This window comes from Guggenheimella bovis (assembly GCF_054492335.1).
Genome location: NZ_JBQWTF010000003.1, coordinates 28,850 through 49,370, shown reverse-complemented (window position 1 = coordinate 49,370; position 20,521 = coordinate 28,850). Strand labels below are relative to the sequence as shown.

Sequence of the window (20,521 nt, the reverse complement as noted above, 5' to 3'; positions counted from 1 at the left end):
TTTTATGGCGGCTATCGTCAAGTGGTTAAGACACAGGATTGTGGCTCCTGCATACAAGGGTTCGAATCCCTTTAGCCGCCCCATTACTATACAGTGTTAGCCACTGTATTTTTTATTTGTCGCTATAGCTCAGGTGGATAGAGCGACCGCCTCCTAAGCGGTAGGCCGGAGGTTCGAATCCTCTTAGCGACGCCAGAATCAATTTTCCGAAAGCCTTTGTGTTCAAAGGTTTTCGGTTTTTTTATCTCTCATTCCTAAAAAGTGTGCATGTGCACAAAAATTAGGAATGGACAGCGGAATTCAACGGGTTCTTATGATAGAATCTCATTACGAAATGAGTTGTGATGCACGGAAATGAGAAAAACTTAAAATTTTTTGTTGAGGAAGAAGATGGATCTCGTAGAAATAAAAGAAGTAAATGAAGCACTTTCTGAAATGGTTGCGCTGTTTCGAGTGGAACTAAATTCTTATAAAGGAATCATTTCAAAACCTAATATCGAAGCTGGACGCGAGGAAATGGAAGAATATCTTTTTCATAAGTTTCCTGTGTTTGCGGCACTTATAGATGGCAAATACGCAGGTTATTTAGTTTGCCGTATTGATGGTGAAATCGTTTGGGGGGAATCCATGTATGTTCGCGAGGAATATCGTCGCCAAGGTGTTGCTACGGCACTATATGGTAAAGCGGAGGAAATTGCCGCTTCCTTTGGTGAAGATATGGTTTATAACTATGTTCACCCCAATAATCACAAGATCATAAGATTTCTTAAAAAGCGTGGCTACACGGTCTTAAATTTGATCGAGGTTCGAAAGCCTTATAAAGGTGAAAAACTGACGCAGACCATATCTGTAGGGGATTATGATTTTGATTATTAGATGTATAATGACGAGATCAATCAATCTCTTAGGACTCCAAGACCGAGTAATTGGTCTTTTTTAGACAAAAAAAGAAACCCGAAGGTTTCTATGGCGAGGCATGAGGGATTCGAACCCCCGACTCTCAGATTCGAAGTCTGATACTCTATCCAACTGAGCTAATGCCCCGTAATAGGTGTATTGTACTCCTTTTTTCTTTCAGGGGCAACTACATTGCACCTACAGTAGAGATCGTTTATACTGATTCTAAGAGGTGATTATGAGCATTGTAGCACTCATTATGGCGAGCGGTTCCTCCAGACGTATGGGGGAAAATAAGCTCCTTTTACCCTATAAAGAACATACGGTGATCGAAGAGACCGTATCCATTTTTAATAACGCTAAAGAAATTAAAAAAATCGTTCTTGTAACGAGTGACAGAGAGATTCGAAAAAAGTTTGAGGGAATGGATAAGGTAAAAGCGATCGTTCCAGGTGGAGTAGAGCGCATGGATAGCGTCATGAATGGCCTAAGCATTTTAAATGATGACGATTACGTTCTTATCCACGACGGCGCTAGACCGTTTCTTTCAAAAGAAGCGCTCGATCGTGCGCTTCAGGAAGCTAGGGAAGGAAACTCCTTTCTCCTAGCCGTTCCTGCGACCGATACAGTAAAGGTCGTAAAGGACAGTGTAGTCTTAGATACACCACCTCGTGAAACCATCTATCTTGCACAGACACCTCAAGGGTTTCCTGTAAAGGTCCTAAAGCGGGCGATCGAACTTCGAGAGCCCGGTATCCTTTATACCGATGATGCTTCCATAGTTGAGCGGATTCAACCCGTAAAAGTTGTATTAGGAGACTTCGAAAACGTGAAGCTTACGCTTCCTAAAGATAAGGAGAGACTATGTACCGAATAGGACAAGGTATCGACTTTCACCTCTTTGAAGAGGGAAGAAGAATGATCCTAGGTGGCGTCGACCTAGGTCTAGACTACGGTCTAAAAGGTCACTCTGACGCCGACGTTCTAACGCATGCACTCATGGATGCCATCCTAGGTGCGTTAAGTCTCGGTGACATCGGAGAACACTTTCCTGATACGGATCAAAAATACTTAGGGATCGATTCGATGAAATTACTCGATCATGTCCTTCATCTTATGAAAGAAAAGGGCTATGAAATCGAAAATGCTGACATCACATTAGTCGGGCAGAAACCAAAGGTTTCACTCTTTAAAGAACGCATCAAAGCATCACTCGAGCAAGTCCTCAAATGTGATGTGAACATAAAAGCAACGACGACCGAGGGTCTCGGTGACATTGGAAAGGGGGAAGGACTGGCGTGCTCCGCCGTAGTCCTACTAAAACATGGAACACTATAAGAAGTTTACGAATAAAGAATGTGAGTACTTTCCTTGCCATAAAGGCGTAGCGGAAGAAGATTTCAACTGTCTATTCTGTTACTGTCCACTCTTTCTCTTAGGAACAGAGTGTGGAGGAGATTTCAGCCTGCACGATGGTATTAAGGACTGCAGTGGCTGTACGAGACCGCACCGAAAAGACAGCTATTCCTTTGTTATGAGTAAGATGCCCATCATCTTTAATAGGAGATTTGAAAAATGAAGCTTTACGATACCATGACTCAAAAGCTCGAAGAGATTAAGCCTTTACATGAGCGCTTTAAAATCTATACGTGTGGGCCAACCGTTTATAACTACGCTCACATCGGAAACTTAAGAACATATGTAAACGAAGACATCCTCGTTAGAGCACTCGAATACTTAGGCTACGGCGTAGACCGTGGCATGAACATCACAGACGTCGGCCACTTAGAAAGCGATGCCGATAGCGGTGATGACAAGATGCTAAAGGGTGCGAAGCGAGAGAATAAGACGGTCTGGGAGATTGCAGAATACTACATGAACGCCTTCTTCCGTGACTTCGATGCCATGAAGCTAAAGCGTCCTACGAGAGTCGAGCGCGCGACCGATCACATTCAAGAGTTCATCGATTTCATCCTCGTCTTAGAAGAAAAGGGATACGCTTACCGCTCCGGTGGTAACGTCTACTTTGACATTTCGAAATTCCCTGATTACAACAAGCTCTCTAAGATGCCCTTAGACCAGCTACAACTTGCAAGCCGCCACGATGTAAAAGTCGACGAAGCGAAAAAGAATCCCTTAGACTTCGCCCTCTGGTTTACGAAGAGTAAGTTTGACGACCAAGAGATGAAGTGGGATTCACCTTTCGGTTACGGTTATCCCGGCTGGCACATCGAATGCTCAGTGCTTTCTATGATCATGCTAGGAGAAACGTTAGACATCCACTGCGGTGGCGTCGATCACATTCCTACGCACCACACGAATGAAATTGCTCAAAGTGAGAGCTACACCGGAAAACCTTGGGTCAACCACTGGTATCACGCAGAGTTCTTAATCGAAAAAGACGGTAAGATGAGTAAGAGTAAGGGAGAGTTTTTGCACCTCACACGTCTCATAGAACTCGGTTACGACCCCATGCACTACAAATATTTCTTACTCGGCTCACACTATCGTAAACAGCTTCTCTTTAGCTATGACTCGATGGATCAAGCAAAGGAAGCGTATAAGAAGCTTAAAGAAAAGACACTTCGACTTCCTGCACCTCAGGAATCGAATAAACACCTCGATGACTTTAAAGCCGCTCTATCAGATGACTTAAATACAGCCAATGCTTTAACTGTTATCTACGACATTTTAAAAGACGACTCCATGAAGGATGAAGAGAAGCGCTATGAGCTTGAAGAGATCGAAAGCGTATTAAACCTCGGACTCTTTGAAGAAGATGAAGTGACAGTCGATGTCGAGCGCGTCGAAGAACTCATTCAAGAGAGACTTCAAGCCAAGGCTCAAAAGAACTTTGAAAGAGCCGATGCCATCCGTGAAGAACTAAAAGCCATGGGCGTCATCATCATGGATTCAAAGGATAAAACTACGTGGAAGACGATGTAAAAAAGCGAAACGCACTAGAGCTTGCCTACTTAGGAGATGCTGTTTTCGAACTTCAAGTTCGAAAACACCTCCTCCTAACCGATTTACATGGCGTTCAGGAGCTCAATAAAAAGGCCTTTCAAATTGTAAACGCCAAATCGCAAGCAAAGATTGTCCATGCGATTAAAGACGAGCTCACAGAATCGGAGTGGGAGACCGTTAAGTACGGAAGAAATGCCAAAGGCGGATCCTCCAAAGCAAGTAGCATCGGTGAATACCGCTATGCCACGGGCTTAGAGTGTCTCCTAGGAAAACTCTATCTAGAAGAAGAGTTTGAACGCATTGAAGAGATCATCGAGCTTTCGCTCCAAGTGATCGAAGGAGAAGACCATGAATGAAGATAAGATCTATGGAAAGCATGCAGTAGAGGAAGCGCTCCTATCGGAACAGACGATCAATAAGGTCATCCTCCAAAAGGACTTAAATCCTAAGAGCATTGAACGCATCTTAAGACTTCTTACAGAAAAGAAGATCCCCTACACCTGGCTTGAAAGAAATAAGATGGATGCGATTCATGAGGGTCATCAAGGTGTCATTGCAAGCGTAGCTGCCGTCGCCTATGCGGAGTGGCAGGACTTCGCTCAGGGTGGACTCATTGTAATGCTTGATGGCATCACCGATCCTCAAAACCTCGGTGCCATCATTCGAAGTGCCTATAGCTTTGGAGCAGAAGGTGTCATCATTCCAAAGAGACGCTCTGCAACCGTCGATGCACTCTGCTATAAAGCGAGTGCAGGAAGCGCATCGCATCTACCGGTAAGCCGTGTATCGAACTTGAGTTTTGCACTCGATGAACTTAAAAAGCGTGGCTACTGGGTCTACGGAGCAAGCGCTCACCATGAGACGAGTTTAAAGGAAATTAGTTTTCCTAAAGCAACCGTCCTCGTCATTGGAAGTGAAGACGAAGGCATCAGCGCACTCGTCGAAAAGAAGTGTGATGTTCTCTATACGATCGACACGAAACAATTTGAATCATTGAATGCTTCGGTCGCTTTAGGAATATCTTGTTACGAATACTTCCGACAAAACGCTTGATTTTTTCCTGCGTTTCATTTATATTGTTCTAGTAACCTTGCCTTTGTGGCTCAGTAGGCTAGAGCACCGCCTTGGTAAGGCGGAGATCGGCGGTTCGAATCCGCTCAAAGGCTCCACTCAAAAGACAGAGCTTGGCTCTGTCTTTTTTACTTAAAAAGTTGAGTAAAAGTAAGATTTAAAACTTGTTATGCGCTCACGGTTGTGCTATACTTACGAAAGATAGCCCAGGAGCTATTTTTTTAGTGTTTCCATTGACACATGCACTTTGCGTGTGATAAAGTGTTTTAGAATTGGTACTAGGAGGATTCTATGAGAGTAAAAATTACATTAGCTTGCGATGAATGCAAGAGCAGAAACTACAACACCACAAAGAATAAGAAGAACGATCCCGATCGTTTAGAGCTTAAGAAATACTGCAAGGTTTGCCGTCGTTCGACAAACCATAAAGAGACGAAGTAGGTCATCATGGCAGAAGTAAAAAACCAGAAAGAAAAATTGCCGCTCGGTCAACGTATTTCTCAAGGATACAAGTCGATGCGTGGCGAGCTTCGTAAAGTGACGTGGCTTACTCGAAAAGAATTAATCCACCACACTCTCATCGTAATCGTCATGACGCTCCTCTTAGCTATTACTATGGGTGCGTTTGACCTGTTCTTCCAACAACTCTTCTTCCACTGGTTATAATAGGGGAAGGCATGGCAGAACTTGTAAATGAGGCTCAATGGTACGTCGTACATACGTATTCAGGTCATGAAAACAAGGTCAAGGCCAGTTTGGAGCGCATCGTAGAAAGCCGCGACATGCAGGACCTCATCACAGACATTGAGGTACCTCTAGAAGAAGTAGTCGAGCTCAAAGACGGCGTTAAGAAAGTGAAGATGCGCAAAGCTTTTCCAAGCTATGTCATCGTTCGCATGGTCATGACCGACGAGACGTGGTATGTAGTGCGTAATACGAAAGGTGTTACAGGCTTTGTAGGACCTGGTTCTAAACCTGTACCGCTTACCGATGAAGAGCTTAAAAACATGGGCATTAAGAAGGCTAAGGTCATCTTAAATGCAGAGATCGGGGACAACGTCAATATCATCGACGGTCCATTTACCGATTATGTAGGTACCGTATCGAGTATCAACGAAGAGAAAGAAACGGTCGAAGTATTGATTTCGATGTTCGGACGAGAGACTCCCGTCGAACTCGAATATGGACAGATTGAAAAGCTTTAAGCTTTCAATATATTTTTTAGGAGGAGCAATATATGGCTAAGAAAGTAGTTGGTCTGATTAAATTGCAAATCCCAGCAGGTAAAGCTACTCCGGCACCGCCTGTAGGACCTGCACTAGGTCAGCACGGTGTCAACATCGTTCAGTTCACGAAGGAATTCAATGCCCGTACAGCAAACCAAGACGGTTTAACGATCCCGGTTGTTATTACGGTTTATGCAGACCGTTCCTTCACCTTCATCACAAAGACTCCACCAGCAGCCGTTCTCATTAAGAAGGCACTTGGTCTACAAAGTGGATCAGCCGTTCCTAATAAGAACAAAGTTGGACAGATCACAAAAGCACAGCTTGAAGAGATCGCGAAGTTAAAGATGCAGGATTTGAATGCTGCTAGTGTAGAAGCTGCAATGCGTTTAGTTGCAGGTACAGCACGAAGCATGGGCGTTACAGTAAAAGAATAAGCTTATCCTGTGGGAGAGTCATCGTTTGGACCACAAAGGAGAACAAATGAGTATTGGAAAAAGAGTCGCCGACAATATGAAACTTGTCGACACCCACAAGACGTATGAAGTCAAAGAGGCAGTAGCCATCTTAAAACAGATGAAGCCTGCTAAATTTGATGAAACCGTCGAATTACACTTCCGCTTGGGAGTTGATGGTCGTCACGCAGATCAACAGATCCGTGGTGCGATCGTTCTTCCTCACGGCACAGGAAAGACGCAAAAGGTTCTTGTCATCGCTAAGGGCGATAAAGCTACAGAAGCTCAAGAAGCTGGTGCAGATTTCGTAGGTGCTGAGGATATGATCGAAAAGATCCAAAAAGAAAACTGGTTTGAATACGATGTTATCGTAGCTACACCAGACATGATGGGTCTTATCGGTCGCTTGGGTCGTGTGCTCGGACCGAAAGGTTTGATGCCAAACCCGAAATCAGGAACAGTCACATTCGATATCAAACGAGCAGTCGAAGAGATTAAGCTCGGTAAAGTCGAATACCGTCTCGACAAATCCAACATGGTACACGTCGTAGTCGGTAAACTCAGCTTTGAAGCCGATAAGCTTGCAGAAAACATTGAAGCAATGCTCGATGCAATCGTAAAGGCTAAGCCAGCAGCAGCCAAAGGTCAATACATGAAAAACGTTTCATTGACATCGACCATGGGCCCTGGAATCAAACTGAATAAAACTATGTAATCTATCACTCCGAAGACCACAGGTAACCATAAATCCTGTCGAGGAGGGAACAAGAAAAGAGCTTTTCATGTTGCCTTCCTGTCTTCGGGAAGGCAACTTTTTTTAGGAGGAAGGATGTCAAAGAATCGCGAACTTAAAGAAGCTAAGGTTCAAGAGATCTCCGAAAAAATTGCAAAGGCTGTTTCAGCTGTCGTCGTTGACTATCGTGGACTTACGGTAGAAGAAGTCACAGAACTAAGAAATCAATTCAGAAACAGCAATGTCGAGTACCGCGTTTACAAAAACCGTCTCGTAAAACTTGCAGTTAAGGATACTCCCTTTGAAGCTCTTAGCGAAGTTCTAGTTGGTCCGAATGGAATCGCCATCAGCTATGACGAAGCTACTGCTCCTGCTAAAATCGCCAAAGAATTCGCTAAGAAAAATGATAAGCTCGAAATTCGTGCTGGTGTTATCGACGGCGAATACTACGATCTAAAGGGCGTTCTAGCAATCGCAGATATTCCATCAAGAGAAGTACTATTGAGCAAACTTTTAGGCTCAATGCAATCACCACTCAGTTCATTAGCAAGAGCTATTCAAGCTGTTGCTGACAAAAATGCAGAATAATTTTTAGGAGGAAATCATGACAAAAGAAGAATTCATTCAAGCTATAAAAGAAATGTCCGTACTCGAACTTAACGACCTCGTTAAGGCTATGGAAGAGGAATTTGGCGTAAGCGCTGCAGCTCCAGTAGCTGTTGTTGCTGGTGGTGCTGGTGGAGATGCTCCAGCAGCTGAAGAACAATCAGAATTCGACGTTATCCTTAAATCAGCTGGTGCTTCTAAGGTTGGCGTTATCAAAGTTGTTCGTACGATCACAGGCCTCGGACTTAAAGAAGCAAAAGACCTCGTTGACGGTGCTCCATCACCAGTCAAACAAGGCGTTGAAAAAGAAGAAGCTGAAGCTATCAAGAAACAACTTGAAGAAGCTGGCGCAGAAGTCGAACTCAAATAGTTTCCAAAAAGAGCTGCAATGCAGCTCTTTTTTTGTACCAAGAAATCCTTTACATTCATTATTAGCTGTGGTAACATAGAAAGGTACATTTTAACGTGGCTTCGTACGCTTATTTTGTCGTGTTACAAATTGCTATATAGCCCGTTAAATCGACTTATTCTAGGAAAAGAGGGGTGAAAACTTACATGGTGCATCCGGTTAAAATGGGAAATCGGGAACGTATGAGTTTCTCCCAGTTCGATCAATTACTTGAACTTCCAAATCTCGTGGAAATTCAAACGAAATCGTTCGACTGGTTTATGAAAAAAGGACTTCAGTATGCTCTCGACGATATTTCCCCAATTTATGACTACACCCAAAAGATGTTACTTGAGTTCACTGGCTATGAGTTTGATTCAGAGCCGAAGTACACGGAACAAGAGAGTAAAGATCGAGACGTAAACTACTCAGTATCGCTTCGTGTAAAGGCTAAACTCACCAATAAGGAAACGGGTGAAATCAAGGAACAAGACGTATTCATGGGTGATTTTCCGCTCATGACCGAGCGCGGTACGTTTATCATTAACGGAGCCGAACGCGTCATCGTCAGTCAGCTCGTACGTTCTCCATCGACGTATTTCAGCAAAAAGTTTGATAAGAGCGGTGCCGTATTAGTTTCTGGACAAGTGATTCCAAACCGCGGCGCTTGGTTAGAATTTGAAACCGACTCCACTGAAAGCTTATCCATTCGTATTGACCGCACGAGAAAGCTACCTATTACAGCACTCGTTCGTGTCATGGGATATGAGACCAACGAATCGATCATTAACCTCTTTGGAGAAAGTGAGCGCTTACTAAAGACGCTCGACAAGGATCCTTCTCACAACCGCGAGGAAGGATTACTTGAAATCTACAGAAAACTCCGTCCAGGTGAGCCACCTACCGTTGAAAGTGCGTCAAACCTCATCGAAAGCATGTTCTTTGACGACAGACGATACGACCTTGCTCGCGTGGGACGCTTTAAGTACAATCAAAACTTAGGTCTTATGGAACGTGGTTTTGGTCACCTCTTAGCAGAAGATGTCATCGATCCTGAGACAGGTGAGATCGTCTTTGAAAAGGGACTTAAGCTCAATAAGAAGAACTTACGTGCCATTGAAAACCTCGGCGTAAAACGCCTCGTTGTTACAGCTCACGAGCACGATGTCATCATTCTCGGTAACAACATGGTCGATCCAGAGTGCTTCATTACAGGATACGACCCAGAGATCATCAATGAACGCGTTCACTATCCGATTCTAAAAGAGATCTTAGATAAGTTTGATACCGATGAAGAGCGTATTCGCGTCATGCATGAACGTGCGAATGAACTCATCCCCAGAAATCTAACGGTCGATGACATCATCGCATCCATCAGCTACTTCTTTAACCTCTCTCAAGGTGTGGGTGAAACGGACGATATCGACCACTTATCGAACCGTCGTATTCGCTCGGTAGGAGAACTTTTACAGAATCAATTCCGCGTCGGTCTTTCTCGAATGGAACGCGTCGTTCGTGAGCGCATGACGACACAAGACTCTGACACGATTACACCGCAAAGCTTAATTAACATTAAGCCTGTTACGGCTGCCATTAAAGAATTCTTCGGTTCTTCACAGCTTTCTCAGTTCATGGATCAGAACAACCCGCTTGCAGAGCTCTCTCATAAGAGAAGACTTTCTGCACTAGGACCTGGTGGTCTAAGTCGTGACCGCGCAGGATTCGAAGTTCGTGACGTTCACTATTCTCACTACGGAAGAATGTGTCCGATCGAAACGCCTGAAGGTCCAAACATCGGTCTTATTAGCTACCTCTCTACCTACGGTAGAATTAACGAATACGGTTTCATCGAAGCACCTTATCGCGTGATCGATAAAGAAACGGGTGTCGTTACAAACGAGATCGTTTACCTCGATGCAGACGATGAAAAGAACATGGTCTTCGTTCCAGGAAACGAACACCTCGATAGTGAAAACCGCTTTATCAACAAACGCATCATCGGTCGCATGAACGGTGATATTAAAGAATTTAATGCCAGTGATGCTGACTACATGGACGTCAGTGCCAACGAAATGGTATCGATCGCAACTGCGCTCATCCCATTCCTTGAAAACGACGACTCCGTACGTGCACTGATGGGTTGTAACATGCAGAAGCAAGCTGTTCCGCTTCTGCGCTCTGTAAGCCCTATTGTAGGAACGGGTATTGAAGCCAAGGTCGCACAGGACTCAGGTTCTATGGTCCTAGCGAAACACGCTGGTGAAGTCATCCGCGCATCAGACTCCCTCATTATTGTAAGAAGAGATTCCGACGGCGGACTCGATAAATATGAACTCTTAAAATTCAAACGCTCCAACCAAGGAACGTGTGTAAACCAAGTGATTCGCGTCAATAAAGGCGATCACGTAAACGAGCACGACATGCTCGCAGACGGCCCTTCAACCGATCACGGTGACCTCGCACTTGGTACGAACATCCTCGTCGCCTTTATGACCTGGGAAGGTTATAACTTTGAGGACGCTATTCTCATCAGTGAAGAGCTCGTTGAACGTGACGTTCTTAGCTCCATTCACATTGAAGAATACGAATCCGAAGCGAGAGATACAAAACTCGGTGCAGAAGAGATCACAAGAGATATTCCAAACGTCGGTGAAGATGCTCTGAAGAACCTCGATGTCCGTGGTATCGTTCGCATCGGTGCTGAAGTAGATAGTGGAGATATTCTCGTAGGTAAGGTCACACCAAAGGGAGAGACTGAACTTACGCCAGAAGAACGTCTACTTCGTGCGATCTTCGGTAAGAAGGCGAGAGAAGTTCGTGACACGAGCCTTAAAGTACCACACGGTGCTAGCGGTATCGTCGTAGACGTCAAAGTCTTTACAAAAGAAAATAATGATGAAATGACGCCTGGAGTCAATGAACTCGTGCGCGTCTATATTGCGAAAAAACGTAAGATCAACGTCGGTGACAAGATGGCAGGACGCCACGGTAACAAGGGTGTTATCTCTAAAGTTCTAAAGAAAGAAGACATGCCCTTCCTAGACGATGGTACACCGCTACAAATCTTACTTTCACCGATGGGTGTTCCGTCTCGTATGAACGTCGGACAAGTACTCGAAGTGCACTTAGGTTTAGCTGCATCGAAGCTAGGCTGGCACATCGCAACCCCTGTCTTTGACGGTGCTAACGAAGCAGCCATTGAAAAGCTGCTCGAACAAGCAGGATATCCAAAGAATGCAAAACTTTGGGTGAGAGATGGTCGAAGTGGTGAATACTTCGATAATCCTGTCAGTGTCGGTTACATGTATATGCTAAAACTTCACCACCTCGTAGATGATAAGATCCACGCTCGTTCAACCGGACCTTATTCCTTGGTTACACAACAACCACTCGGTGGTAAAGCTCAATTTGGTGGACAGCGCTTTGGAGAAATGGAAGTTTGGGCTCTTGAAGCCTACGGTGCTTCTCATACGCTCCAAGAGGTGCTTACGATTAAGAGTGACGACGTCGTAGGTCGTGTAAAGGCTTATGAAGCCATTGTAAAAGGCGAAGATATTCCAGAGCCTGGTATTCCTGAGTCCTTTAAGGTACTCATTAAAGAGTTCCAGTCTTTAGCACTAGACATCAAAGTACTAGATCAAGATGGCAATGAAATTAACCTTGAAAACGAAGATGAATTTGAGCCTATGGACTCACTACAGGAACTGATCGTTACCGACGAGGACTTTGAAGAGGGATTCCAAACGGGAGAACTCGGTGAGTCGGACGAAGACTTTGATGAATAAAGGAGCGCACTTTGTTAGAATTCAATAATTTTGAATCGATCCGAATCGGCCTAGCTTCTCCAGAAAAGATCCGCGAGTGGTCTTATGGTGAAGTAAAGAAGCCGGAAACGATCAACTATCGTACCCTGAAACCAGAACGCGAAGGGCTCTTTTGCGAGAAGATTTTTGGACCCACGAAAGACTGGGAATGTCACTGTGGAAAATACAAGCGCATTCGCTATAAGGGTGTCGTCTGTGATAAGTGCGGAGTCGAAGTAACGAAGGCTTCCGTTCGCCGCGAGCGCATGGGACACATTGAACTAGCTGCACCTGTGAGCCACATCTGGTACTTTAGAGGAATCCCATCAAAAATGGGAATTCTTCTAAATATCTCTCCAAAGAACCTAGAAAAAGTGTTGTACTTTGCTTCTTACATTGTCATTGAAGAAGGCGATACGACACTCGTAAAATATCAAATTCTTTCCGAAGCTGAATACGCAGAAAACCGTGCTATGTATGGAAATCGTTTCCGTGCCGGCATGGGTGCAGAAGCGATTAAAGAGCTTCTACTAGAACTCGATCTCGATGAAATCGCAAAAGAACTCCGCGAGACCATCGAAGATTCATCAGGTCAAAAGCTCTCTAAGGCTGTAAGACGCTTAGATGTCGTAGAAAGCTTTAGAAAGAGCGGAAACCGCCCTGAATGGATGATTCTAGACGTCGTTCCCGTCATCCCACCAGACCTTCGTCCGATGGTTCAACTCGATGGTGGACGCTTTGCAGCGAGTGACTTAAACGACCTCTATCGTCGAGTCATCAATAGAAATAACCGCTTAAAACGCCTTTTAGATTTAAAGGCACCAGAAATTATTGTTAAAAACGAGAAGCGTATGCTTCAAGAGGCCGTCGATGCCTTAATCGATAACGGCAGACGCGGCCGTCCAGTAACAGGTCCTGGTAAGAGACCACTTAAGAGCCTTAGCGACATGCTTAAAGGTAAGCAAGGTCGCTTCCGTCAAAACCTCTTAGGTAAACGTGTCGACTACTCTGGTCGTTCCGTTATCGTCATCGGACCTGAATTAAAGTTCTACCAATGCGGTCTTCCTAAGAAGATGGCACTAGAGCTCTTTAAGCCTTTCGTTATGAGAAAGCTCGTCGCAGATGGCTATGCTCATAACATTAAGACTGCGAAGCGCGCTGTAGAACGTGAAAAAGAAGAAGTTTGGGATATTGTAGAAGAGGTCATTAAAGAGCATCCCGTGCTCTTAAACCGCGCTCCTACACTTCACCGCTTAGGTATTCAAGCCTTTGAACCTGTCCTCGTCGAAGGAAAAGCGATTAAGCTACATCCACTCGTATGTAATGCTTATAACGCCGACTTTGACGGTGACCAGATGGCTGTTCACGTACCGCTAAGTGTCGAAGCACAAGCCGAAGCTCGCTTCTTAATGCTATCTATTAATAACATCCTCGCTCCCAAAGACGGTAATCCGATCGCAACGCCTTCACAAGACATGGTTCTCGGTAGCTACTACTTAACCATCGAAGAAGAAGGTGTCAAGGGAACGGGAAGTGTCTTTAAAGACTACGACGAAATGCTTCGTGCCTACCAAACAGGTAGTGTTCACCTTCACGCAAGAGTCAAGGTTCGTGTAAAACTCAGTGAAGATGATCCAGGTAAGCTCGTAGAAAGCACCGTCGGACGCTTTATCTTTAACCAACAGATTCCTCAAGATATCTCGCTAAAGCGCAGAAAAGAAGATCCGTATGCACTCGCGATCGATGAACTCGTAACGAGTAAGGTTCTAGGTAAGATCATCGGAAGAACGTATGACCTTAAGGGAAGCGTTCAAACGGCTATGATGCTAGACCGCATTAAGGACACCGGTTTCCACTTCTCGACAAAGGGTGCCATCACCATCAGTATGGCCGACATGGTCATTCCAAAAGAGAAGTACGATATCATCGGTGCTGCTAGAGCAGAGGTCGATAAGTATACCTCAGCCTTTAGAAAAGGTAAGATCTCTGATGCAGAGCGCTTAGAAATGATCATTAAGATCTGGTCGCAGACGACCGATCAAGTGACAGAAGCGCTAAAGAATAGCATGGATTCACTCAACAACCTCCACATCATGAGTTACTCTGGTGCGCGTGGTAACATCAACCAGATTCGTCAAATTGGTGGTATGCGTGGTCTGATGGCTTCTGCTACAGGTAAAACGGTCGAAGTTCCGATCACATCGAACTTTAGAGAAGGTCTATCGATCCTCGAGTACTTCATTTCTACGACAGGTGCTAGAAAGGGTTCTGCAGATACGGCTCTACGTACGGCCGACAGTGGATACTTAACACGTCGTCTCGTAGACGTAAGCCAAGATGTCATCGTTCGTGAACACGACTGTGGCACCGATCAAGGTATTGAAGTCTATGCGATTATGGAGGGTAACCAACTGATCGAACGCTTTGATGAGCGTATCATCGGCCGCTTCCCGACAGAAAACATCTATGACAGTAAGGGAAATCTCCTCTGTGCAGAGCACGAGATGATTTCTACAGATATTGCTCAAGATATCATCGATGCCGGTATTACAAAGCTAAAGGTTCGCTCGGTTCTAACGTGTCAGACGGAAAATGGCGTCTGCAGCATGTGCTACGGTAAGAACCTCGCTGACGGTAGAGAAGTAAAGGTCGGTGAATCGGTAGGTATTATCGCTGCACAGTCCATCGGTGAACCAGGCACACAGCTTACAATGCGTACTTTCCACACAGGTGGTGTCGCAGGTGGAGCCGACATTACACAAGGTCTTCCTCGTGTCGAAGAAGTATTCGAAGCGAGAAAGCCAAAGGGCTTAGCGCTCATTAGCCGTATCGACGGTACGGTAAGTTACCGTGAAAACGGCCGCAAAAAAGAAATTGTCATCACCGATAAGGACGGCAATGAAGATGTGAATCAGGTGATCTTCGGATCCAAGGTTCGCTACAAAGAAGGCGACTTCGTAGAAAAAGGAACACAGCTCACCGACGGTTCTTTATATCCAGCTGAAATTCTTGGCATCACAGGTGTCAAGGGTGTAGAAAACTACATCGTAAAAGAAGTTCAGAAGGTTTACCGCTCACAAGGTGTAGATATCAACGATAAACACATTGAAATCATTGCTAAGCAAATGCTTTCAAAGGTTCGTATCACAGATGGCGGTGATTCCGAGTTGATTCCAGGAACGACTGAAAATTATCAGCACTTCCTCAAGGTCAATAAAGAACTTGAAAAAGAAGGAAAGGCCCCTGCAAAAGCAGAGCATATTATCCTCGGTATTACGAAAGCTTCGCTTTCTACAGAATCCTTCCTTTCCGCAGCGAGCTTCCAGGAGACGACTCGTGTCCTAACTGAAGCTTCCATCAAGGGAAAAGTGGACCACTTAATCGGTCTCAAAGAAAACGTCATCATCGGTAAACTCATTCCTGCAGGTACGGGAATTAGTAAGTACCGAAACATCGTCACAGAACGTCCAGAGTCAGAAGAAACGCCCGTCGTGGAATCTTGACGCTTGACTACAGACGTGCTATTATCTATTAGGTATGGAATTTTTTCCATTTGCCCTAAAAAATATGAGAGAAAGGAGTAATTATGCCAACGATAAACCAATTGGTTAGAAAGAGTCGCGACACAAAAGTTGTTCACTCCAAGGCACCCGCTTTACAACGTACATTCAATACGCTTGCAAACCGCCCCAGTGAACACAGTGCACCACAAAAACGTGGCGTATGTACTGCTGTAAAGACAGTAACACCTAAGAAACCGAACTCAGCTCTTAGAAAAGTTGCGCGTGTGCGTCTAACAAACGGTATGGAAGTTACAGCTTACATTCCAGGCGAAGGTCACAACCTTCAAGAGCACAGCGTCGTTTTGATTCGTGGTGGTCGTGTTCGTGATATCCCTGGTGTGCGTTATCACATCGTACGTGGTGTCCTCGATACAGCCGCTGTCGCTAACCGCAAGCAAGCTCGTTCGAAATACGGTGCTAAACGACCAAAGAAATAATATAAATTTTACGGTTCAGTACCAATGAAAAAATCTATTTTAAGGAGGGAAGGAACGTGCCGAGAAAAGGAAATACCCCTAAGAGGGATGTCCTAGCTGATCCAGTGTATGGCAGCAAGGTCGTTACAAAACTGATCAACAATGTCATGCTAGACGGCAAAAAAGGTGTCGCTCAAGATATCGTTTACAAGGCGCTAGAAAAAGTTGAAGCGAATACCAAGAAGCCTGCTCTAGAAGCTTTTCAACAAGCTATGGAAAACATCATGCCATTAGTTGAAGTCAAAGCACGCCGTATCGGTGGTGCGAACTATCAAGTTCCAATTGAAGTTCGTCCAGAACGACGTCAAACGCTTGGACTTCGTTGGTTAATTACCATCGCAAGAAAAAGAAAAGAACGCACAATGACCGATCGCTTAGCAGCTGAAATCTCAGATGCCTTCAACAACACCGGCGGTGCTGTGAAGAAGCGTGAAGAAGTGCATAGAATGGCAGAAGCAAACAAAGCCTTTGCTCATTTCAAATACTAATCGAACCCGAAAGGAGAACGTATGCCAAGATCTTACCCACTCAGTAAGACAAGAAATATCGGAATCATGGCTCACATCGATGCCGGTAAGACGACGACGAGTGAACGTATCTTGTTCTATACGGGAAAGAACTACAAAATTGGCGAAACTCACGAGGGATCCGCTACCATGGACTGGATGGTTCAGGAGCAGGAGCGTGGTATCACGATCACTTCTGCAGCTACCACCTGCGTATGGAAAGATTATGCGATTAACATCATCGATACTCCCGGTCACGTAGACTTCACAGCTGAAGTTGAACGTTCACTGCGTGTTCTTGACGGTTCGGTCGCAGTCTTCTGTGCTAAGGGCGGTGTTGAGCCTCAATCAGAAACAGTTTGGAGACAAGCTGACCACTATGGTGTACCTCGTATCGCATTCGTCAACAAGATGGACATCACAGGTGCTGACTTCTTCCGCGTTGAAAATCACATCAAAACGCGTCTAGGAGCGAACCCTGTGCCGATCCAACTTCCCATTGGAGCAGAGGATACATTCGTCGGAATCATCGACCTCATCGAAATGAAAGCTGACATCTATAAAGACGACCTCGGTAAAGTCATCGACGTCGTAGACGTTCCAGCTGACTATCTCGACAAAGCAAATGAATATCGTCAAAAGATGATTGAATCTGTTGTCGAGACAGATGATGAGCTCATGGAAAAATTCTTTGAAGGTCAAGAGATCTCTAAAGAAGAAATCAAAAAAGCAATCCGTAAGGCAACGATTTCAAATATGATCGTTCCCATGCTTTGCGGTAGCGCATATAAGAATAAAGGCGTACAGATGCTCCTTGATGCAGTCATTGACTACATGCCATCACCTGTCGATATTCCACCTATTAAAGGTGTGAACCAAAAGACAGGGGAGACAGAGGAACGCCCATCAGATGATGAGGCTCCATTAGGTACGCTAGCGTTTAAAGTAATGACAGACCCATTCGTTGGTAAGCTTACTTTCATTCGCATCTACTCTGGCGTTCTTAAGAGCGGAAGCTACGTGCTCAACAGCACCAAAGATTTCCGTGAACGCATTGGTCGAATCCTACGCATGCACGCTAACCACCGTGAGGAAATTGAAGAAGGTTACAGCGGTGAAATCGTTGCAGCAGTCGGCCTAAAAAATACAACTACAGGTGACACACTCTGTGATGTCGATCATCCGATCATCTTAGAGAGCATGGAGTTCCCAGAACCCGTTATCAGCGTTGCTATCGAACCAAAGACACGCGCTGGTCAAGAAAAGATGGGCTTTGCACTCGTAAAGCTTGCTGAAGAAGATCCGACCTTCAAAACGTACACAAACGAAGAAACAGGTCAGACGATCATCGCAGGAATGGGTGAATTACACCTTGAAATTATCGTAGACCGCTTACTTCGCGAATTCAAAGTAGAAGCTAATATTGGTGCTCCACAAGTAGCATACCGCGAAACCATTAAGGGCAATGCAGAAGTCGATGAGAAATATGCGCGCCAAAGTGGTGGACGTGGACAGTATGGTCATGTTAAAATTCGAGTTAGTAAGGGGCAACCAGGTTCCGGTTACACCTTCACGAATGCGATCGTCGGTGGTGCTATTCCTAAAGAATACATCCCAGCTGTCGATCAAGGCATTCAAGAGGCACTCCAAAGCGGTATCCTAGGCGGATTCGAAGTCGTAGATATCGCAGTAGAGCTATACGACGGTTCTTACCACGAAGTCGACTCTTCAGAAATGGCCTTCAAGATTGCAGGTTCTATGGCAATCAAGAAAGCACTTCAAAAAGCAGGAGCTGAACTTCTTGAACCGTACATGAAAGTCGATGTAACGACACCTGAAGAATACTTAGGTGACGTTATGGGAGACCTGAACAGCCGTCGCGGACGCTTAGAGGGTATGGAAGCAGTTAACAATGCTCAAATCATCAAAGCACAAGTTCCGCTATCGGAGATGTTCGGTTATTCAACAGACCTTCGTTCTAAGTCACAGGGCCGAGCTAACTACTCAATGCAGTTCGACCACTATGAACCAGTCCCGGATTCTATTGCCGCAAAAGTAATCAAATAATTAGGAGGAAAAAATGGCAAAAGGCGTATACGAACGTAGTAAACCACACGTTAATATCGGTACAATCGGTCACGTAGACCACGGTAAAACAACTCTAACAGCTGCTATCACAAAAACTCTTCACGACCGTTATGGTTTCGGAGAATCCTTTGCTTTCGACCAAATCGACAAGGCTCCAGAAGAAAAAGAACGTGGTATCACAATTTCTACATCACACGTAGAATATGAAACACCAAGTCGTCACTATGCACACGTAGACTGCCCAGGTCACGCCGACTACGTTAAGAACATGATCACAGGTGCTGCTCAAATGGACGGCTCCATCCTCGTAGTAAGTGCTGCTGACGGTGCTATGCCTCAAACACGTGAGCACATCCTTCTTTCTCGTCAAGTAGGTGTTCCTTACATCGTTGTTTTCCTAAACAAATGCGACGTTGTTGACGACGAAGAACTTCTCGAACTCGTTGAAATGGAAATCCGCGAACTCCTCGATGAGTACGATTTCCCAGGCGACGACACACCAATCTTCCGCGGTTCAGCTCTCAAGGCTCTTGAAGATTCTTCTTCAAAGTGGGGAGATGCTATCGTAGAAATGTTCGAAACAATCGACACTTACATTCCTACACCAGAGCGTGATACAGACAAGCCATTCCTAATGCCTGTCGAGGACGTATTCTCCATCACAGGTCGTGGTACAGTAGCTACTGGTCGTATCGAGCGTGGTACAATCCATGTTGGTGATGAAGTTGAACTTCTTGGTCTAACAGAAGAACGCCGTAAGGTTGTTGTTACAGGCGTTGAAATGTTCCAAAAGACACTTAACGAAGGTATGGCTGGTGACAACGTCGGTCTTCTCCTCCGTGGTGTTCAACGTAACGAAATCGAGCGTGGACAAGTTCTTGCTAAACCAGGAACAGTAAGCCCACACAAGAAATTTACAGCACAAGTTTACGTCCTCAACAAGGATGAAGGTGGACGTCACAGTCCTTTCTTCCCTGGATACCGTCCACAGTTCTTCTTCAGAACAACAGACGTTACAGGTTCTATCCAATTCCCAGAAGGACAAGAAATGTGTATGCCTGGTGACAACATCGTCATGGAAATCGAGCTCATCTATCCAATCGCTATGGAAGAAGGCTTAAAGTTCTCTATCCGCGAAGGTGGTCACACAGTAGGTGCTGGTTCTGTAATCAGCATCATCGAGTAATCTCGAAACAAAAAATAAATCAACAATTTCTCGCAAAAGCCTTGACATCAAGGCTTTTGTGTTTTATTATCTATGAGTGTGCCCTACAACGTTGATAACAAAGGTTACCCGCCTTCGGGACAATTTTGTTGGAGCGAGTTTTCCTCGAGAAATGAAGGAAAACGAAGGGTATCATCATATGGGAACGCCCGGAAGCGTTTCCCGAATAATAGGAGGAAAAATTGGAAGGAACAAAAATCAGAATTAAACTCAAGAGCTTTGATCACAAAATTCTTGACCAGTCGGCCGAAAAGATCGTCGAAACCGCGAAGACGACAGGTGCAGAAGTAAGTGGTCCAATCCCACTACCAACGAAGAAAGAAATCATCACGATCCTTCGTTCACCACACGTCAACAAGGACAGCCGCGAGCAATTTGAGCTTCGCACGCATAAACGTTTGATCGATATCACAAGCCCCAGTAAAAAGACCGTAGATTCTCTCATGAAGCTCGATCTTCCTGCTGGTGTGGATATTGAGATAAAGCTGTAAATTTTAGTACGATCACGAGCGTGATC

General features: G+C 45.0%; 21 protein-coding genes, 4 tRNA genes and 1 other annotated feature. Of the genes, 24 read left to right on the top strand and 1 reads right to left on the bottom strand.

Annotated features, from left to right (window positions below; translation table 11 throughout):
• Positions 1–7 precede the first annotated feature (7 nt).
• From ACUB3H_RS07770 to ACUB3H_RS07760, 3 genes are all read left to right on the top strand, one after another.
• Positions 8–83 (top strand) — tRNA-His (locus ACUB3H_RS07770).
• Between the two features lie 35 nt (positions 84–118).
• A tRNA-Arg gene (locus tag ACUB3H_RS07765) sits at positions 119–195 on the top strand.
• A gap of 195 nt (positions 196–390) precedes the next feature.
• Positions 391–876, top strand: a complete 486-nt coding sequence (locus ACUB3H_RS07760; RefSeq protein ID WP_459130111.1) for a GNAT family N-acetyltransferase — start codon at positions 391–393, stop codon at positions 874–876.
• A gap of 91 nt (positions 877–967) precedes the next feature.
• On the opposite strand, the gene ACUB3H_RS07755 is transcribed toward ACUB3H_RS07760, so the two are convergent.
• Positions 968–1,044, bottom strand: a tRNA-Arg gene (locus ACUB3H_RS07755).
• Positions 1,045–1,135: 91 nt separating this feature from the next.
• Here ACUB3H_RS07755 and ispD point away from each other — a divergent pair.
• The 21 genes from ispD (at position 1,136) to rpsJ (ending at position 20,495) form a co-directional block, all read left to right on the top strand.
• On the top strand, positions 1,136–1,774 hold the full coding sequence (ispD, locus tag ACUB3H_RS07750; protein WP_459130110.1) for a 2-C-methyl-D-erythritol 4-phosphate cytidylyltransferase: 639 nt from the start codon (positions 1,136–1,138) through the stop codon (positions 1,772–1,774).
• A complete protein-coding gene (ispF, locus tag ACUB3H_RS07745) occupies positions 1,762–2,235 on the top strand; it encodes a 2-C-methyl-D-erythritol 2,4-cyclodiphosphate synthase (protein ID WP_459130109.1) in 474 nt (157 codons plus the stop codon). The genes ispD and ispF overlap by 13 nt, the downstream gene beginning before the upstream one ends.
• The gene (locus ACUB3H_RS07740; protein ID WP_459130108.1) at positions 2,222–2,476 is read left to right on the top strand and encodes a cysteine-rich small domain-containing protein; all 255 of its coding nucleotides are present in this window, start codon (positions 2,222–2,224) and stop codon (positions 2,474–2,476) included. Before ispF ends, ACUB3H_RS07740 begins: the two co-directional genes overlap by 14 nt.
• Positions 2,473–3,843, top strand: coding sequence for a cysteine--tRNA ligase (gene cysS / locus ACUB3H_RS07735; protein ID WP_459130107.1), 1,371 nt, complete (start codon positions 2,473–2,475; stop codon positions 3,841–3,843). The genes ACUB3H_RS07740 and cysS overlap by 4 nt, the downstream gene beginning before the upstream one ends.
• Positions 3,828–4,220 (top strand): Mini-ribonuclease 3, encoded by a 393-nt coding sequence (locus ACUB3H_RS07730; protein ID WP_459130106.1) that lies wholly within the window; start codon positions 3,828–3,830, stop codon positions 4,218–4,220. Before cysS ends, ACUB3H_RS07730 begins: the two co-directional genes overlap by 16 nt.
• The gene (gene rlmB, locus ACUB3H_RS07725; RefSeq protein ID WP_459130105.1) at positions 4,213–4,917 is read left to right on the top strand and encodes a 23S rRNA (guanosine(2251)-2'-O)-methyltransferase RlmB; all 705 of its coding nucleotides are present in this window, start codon (positions 4,213–4,215) and stop codon (positions 4,915–4,917) included. Before ACUB3H_RS07730 ends, rlmB begins: the two co-directional genes overlap by 8 nt.
• A 39-nt stretch (positions 4,918–4,956) precedes the next feature.
• A tRNA-Thr gene (locus ACUB3H_RS07720) sits at positions 4,957–5,033 on the top strand.
• A 193-nt stretch (positions 5,034–5,226) separates the two neighbouring features.
• A complete protein-coding gene (gene rpmG, locus ACUB3H_RS07715; RefSeq protein ID WP_459130104.1) occupies positions 5,227–5,376 on the top strand; it encodes a 50S ribosomal protein L33 in 150 nt (49 codons plus the stop codon).
• Between the two features lie 6 nt (positions 5,377–5,382).
• Positions 5,383–5,601, top strand: a complete 219-nt coding sequence (gene secE / locus ACUB3H_RS07710) for a preprotein translocase subunit SecE (RefSeq protein ID WP_459130103.1) — start codon at positions 5,383–5,385, stop codon at positions 5,599–5,601.
• An 11-nt stretch (positions 5,602–5,612) separates the two neighbouring features.
• Complete coding sequence (gene nusG, locus ACUB3H_RS07705) at positions 5,613–6,140, top strand: transcription termination/antitermination protein NusG (protein WP_459130102.1); 528 nt, start codon at positions 5,613–5,615, stop codon at positions 6,138–6,140.
• Between the two features lie 32 nt (positions 6,141–6,172).
• The gene (gene rplK, locus ACUB3H_RS07700; protein ID WP_459130101.1) at positions 6,173–6,598 is read left to right on the top strand and encodes a 50S ribosomal protein L11; all 426 of its coding nucleotides are present in this window, start codon (positions 6,173–6,175) and stop codon (positions 6,596–6,598) included.
• 52 nt (positions 6,599–6,650) lie between these two features.
• Complete coding sequence (gene rplA / locus ACUB3H_RS07695; RefSeq protein WP_459130208.1) at positions 6,651–7,331, top strand: 50S ribosomal protein L1; 681 nt, start codon at positions 6,651–6,653, stop codon at positions 7,329–7,331.
• Positions 7,323–7,443 (top strand) — a sequence feature (ribosomal protein L10 leader region). Its footprint overlaps the gene before it by 9 nt.
• A 2-nt stretch (positions 7,444–7,445) precedes the next feature.
• Positions 7,446–7,937, top strand: a complete 492-nt coding sequence (gene rplJ / locus ACUB3H_RS07690) for a 50S ribosomal protein L10 (RefSeq protein ID WP_459130100.1) — start codon at positions 7,446–7,448, stop codon at positions 7,935–7,937.
• 16 nt (positions 7,938–7,953) lie between these two features.
• Positions 7,954–8,325 (top strand): 50S ribosomal protein L7/L12, encoded by a 372-nt coding sequence (gene rplL, locus ACUB3H_RS07685; protein WP_459130099.1) that lies wholly within the window; start codon positions 7,954–7,956, stop codon positions 8,323–8,325.
• Between the two features lie 185 nt (positions 8,326–8,510).
• Positions 8,511–12,128 (top strand): DNA-directed RNA polymerase subunit beta, encoded by a 3,618-nt coding sequence (gene rpoB, locus ACUB3H_RS07680; protein WP_459130207.1) that lies wholly within the window; start codon positions 8,511–8,513, stop codon positions 12,126–12,128.
• Positions 12,129–12,139: 11 nt separating this feature from the next.
• A complete protein-coding gene (gene rpoC / locus ACUB3H_RS07675) occupies positions 12,140–15,649 on the top strand; it encodes a DNA-directed RNA polymerase subunit beta' (protein ID WP_459130098.1) in 3,510 nt (1,169 codons plus the stop codon).
• Between the two features lie 83 nt (positions 15,650–15,732).
• Positions 15,733–16,146, top strand: a complete 414-nt coding sequence (gene rpsL, locus ACUB3H_RS07670; protein WP_459130097.1) for a 30S ribosomal protein S12 — start codon at positions 15,733–15,735, stop codon at positions 16,144–16,146.
• Positions 16,147–16,202: 56 nt separating this feature from the next.
• Complete coding sequence (gene rpsG, locus ACUB3H_RS07665) at positions 16,203–16,673, top strand: 30S ribosomal protein S7 (RefSeq protein ID WP_459130096.1); 471 nt, start codon at positions 16,203–16,205, stop codon at positions 16,671–16,673.
• 21 nt (positions 16,674–16,694) lie between these two features.
• Complete coding sequence (gene fusA, locus ACUB3H_RS07660; protein ID WP_459130095.1) at positions 16,695–18,758, top strand: elongation factor G; 2,064 nt, start codon at positions 16,695–16,697, stop codon at positions 18,756–18,758.
• A gap of 13 nt (positions 18,759–18,771) precedes the next feature.
• A complete protein-coding gene (tuf, locus tag ACUB3H_RS07655) occupies positions 18,772–19,965 on the top strand; it encodes an elongation factor Tu (protein ID WP_459130094.1) in 1,194 nt (397 codons plus the stop codon).
• A 221-nt stretch (positions 19,966–20,186) separates the two neighbouring features.
• Positions 20,187–20,495 (top strand): 30S ribosomal protein S10, encoded by a 309-nt coding sequence (gene rpsJ / locus ACUB3H_RS07650; RefSeq protein ID WP_459130093.1) that lies wholly within the window; start codon positions 20,187–20,189, stop codon positions 20,493–20,495.
• Positions 20,496–20,521 lie beyond the last annotated feature (26 nt).

What these genes read in the sequence shown, in the direction of transcription:
- ACUB3H_RS07760 (WP_459130111.1), top strand. Translation starts at nt 391, where the DNA reads ATGGATCTCGTAGAAATAAAAGAAGTAAATGAAGCACTTTCTGAAATG.
- ispD (WP_459130110.1), top strand. Translation starts at nt 1,136, where the DNA reads ATGAGCATTGTAGCACTCATTATGGCGAGCGGTTCCTCCAGACGTATG.
- ispF (WP_459130109.1), top strand. Translation starts at nt 1,762, where the DNA reads ATGTACCGAATAGGACAAGGTATCGACTTTCACCTCTTTGAAGAGGGA.
- ACUB3H_RS07740 (WP_459130108.1), top strand. Translation starts at nt 2,222, where the DNA reads ATGGAACACTATAAGAAGTTTACGAATAAAGAATGTGAGTACTTTCCT.
- cysS (WP_459130107.1), top strand. Translation starts at nt 2,473, where the DNA reads ATGAAGCTTTACGATACCATGACTCAAAAGCTCGAAGAGATTAAGCCT.
- rlmB (WP_459130105.1), top strand. Translation starts at nt 4,213, where the DNA reads ATGAATGAAGATAAGATCTATGGAAAGCATGCAGTAGAGGAAGCGCTC.
- rpmG (WP_459130104.1), top strand. Translation starts at nt 5,227, where the DNA reads ATGAGAGTAAAAATTACATTAGCTTGCGATGAATGCAAGAGCAGAAAC.
- secE (WP_459130103.1), top strand. Translation starts at nt 5,383, where the DNA reads ATGGCAGAAGTAAAAAACCAGAAAGAAAAATTGCCGCTCGGTCAACGT.
- nusG (WP_459130102.1), top strand. Translation starts at nt 5,613, where the DNA reads ATGGCAGAACTTGTAAATGAGGCTCAATGGTACGTCGTACATACGTAT.
- rplK (WP_459130101.1), top strand. Translation starts at nt 6,173, where the DNA reads ATGGCTAAGAAAGTAGTTGGTCTGATTAAATTGCAAATCCCAGCAGGT.
- rplJ (WP_459130100.1), top strand. Translation starts at nt 7,446, where the DNA reads ATGTCAAAGAATCGCGAACTTAAAGAAGCTAAGGTTCAAGAGATCTCC.
- rplL (WP_459130099.1), top strand. Translation starts at nt 7,954, where the DNA reads ATGACAAAAGAAGAATTCATTCAAGCTATAAAAGAAATGTCCGTACTC.
- rpoB (WP_459130207.1), top strand. Translation starts at nt 8,511, where the DNA reads ATGGTGCATCCGGTTAAAATGGGAAATCGGGAACGTATGAGTTTCTCC.
- rpsL (WP_459130097.1), top strand. Translation starts at nt 15,733, where the DNA reads ATGCCAACGATAAACCAATTGGTTAGAAAGAGTCGCGACACAAAAGTT.
- fusA (WP_459130095.1), top strand. Translation starts at nt 16,695, where the DNA reads ATGCCAAGATCTTACCCACTCAGTAAGACAAGAAATATCGGAATCATG.
- tuf (WP_459130094.1), top strand. Translation starts at nt 18,772, where the DNA reads ATGGCAAAAGGCGTATACGAACGTAGTAAACCACACGTTAATATCGGT.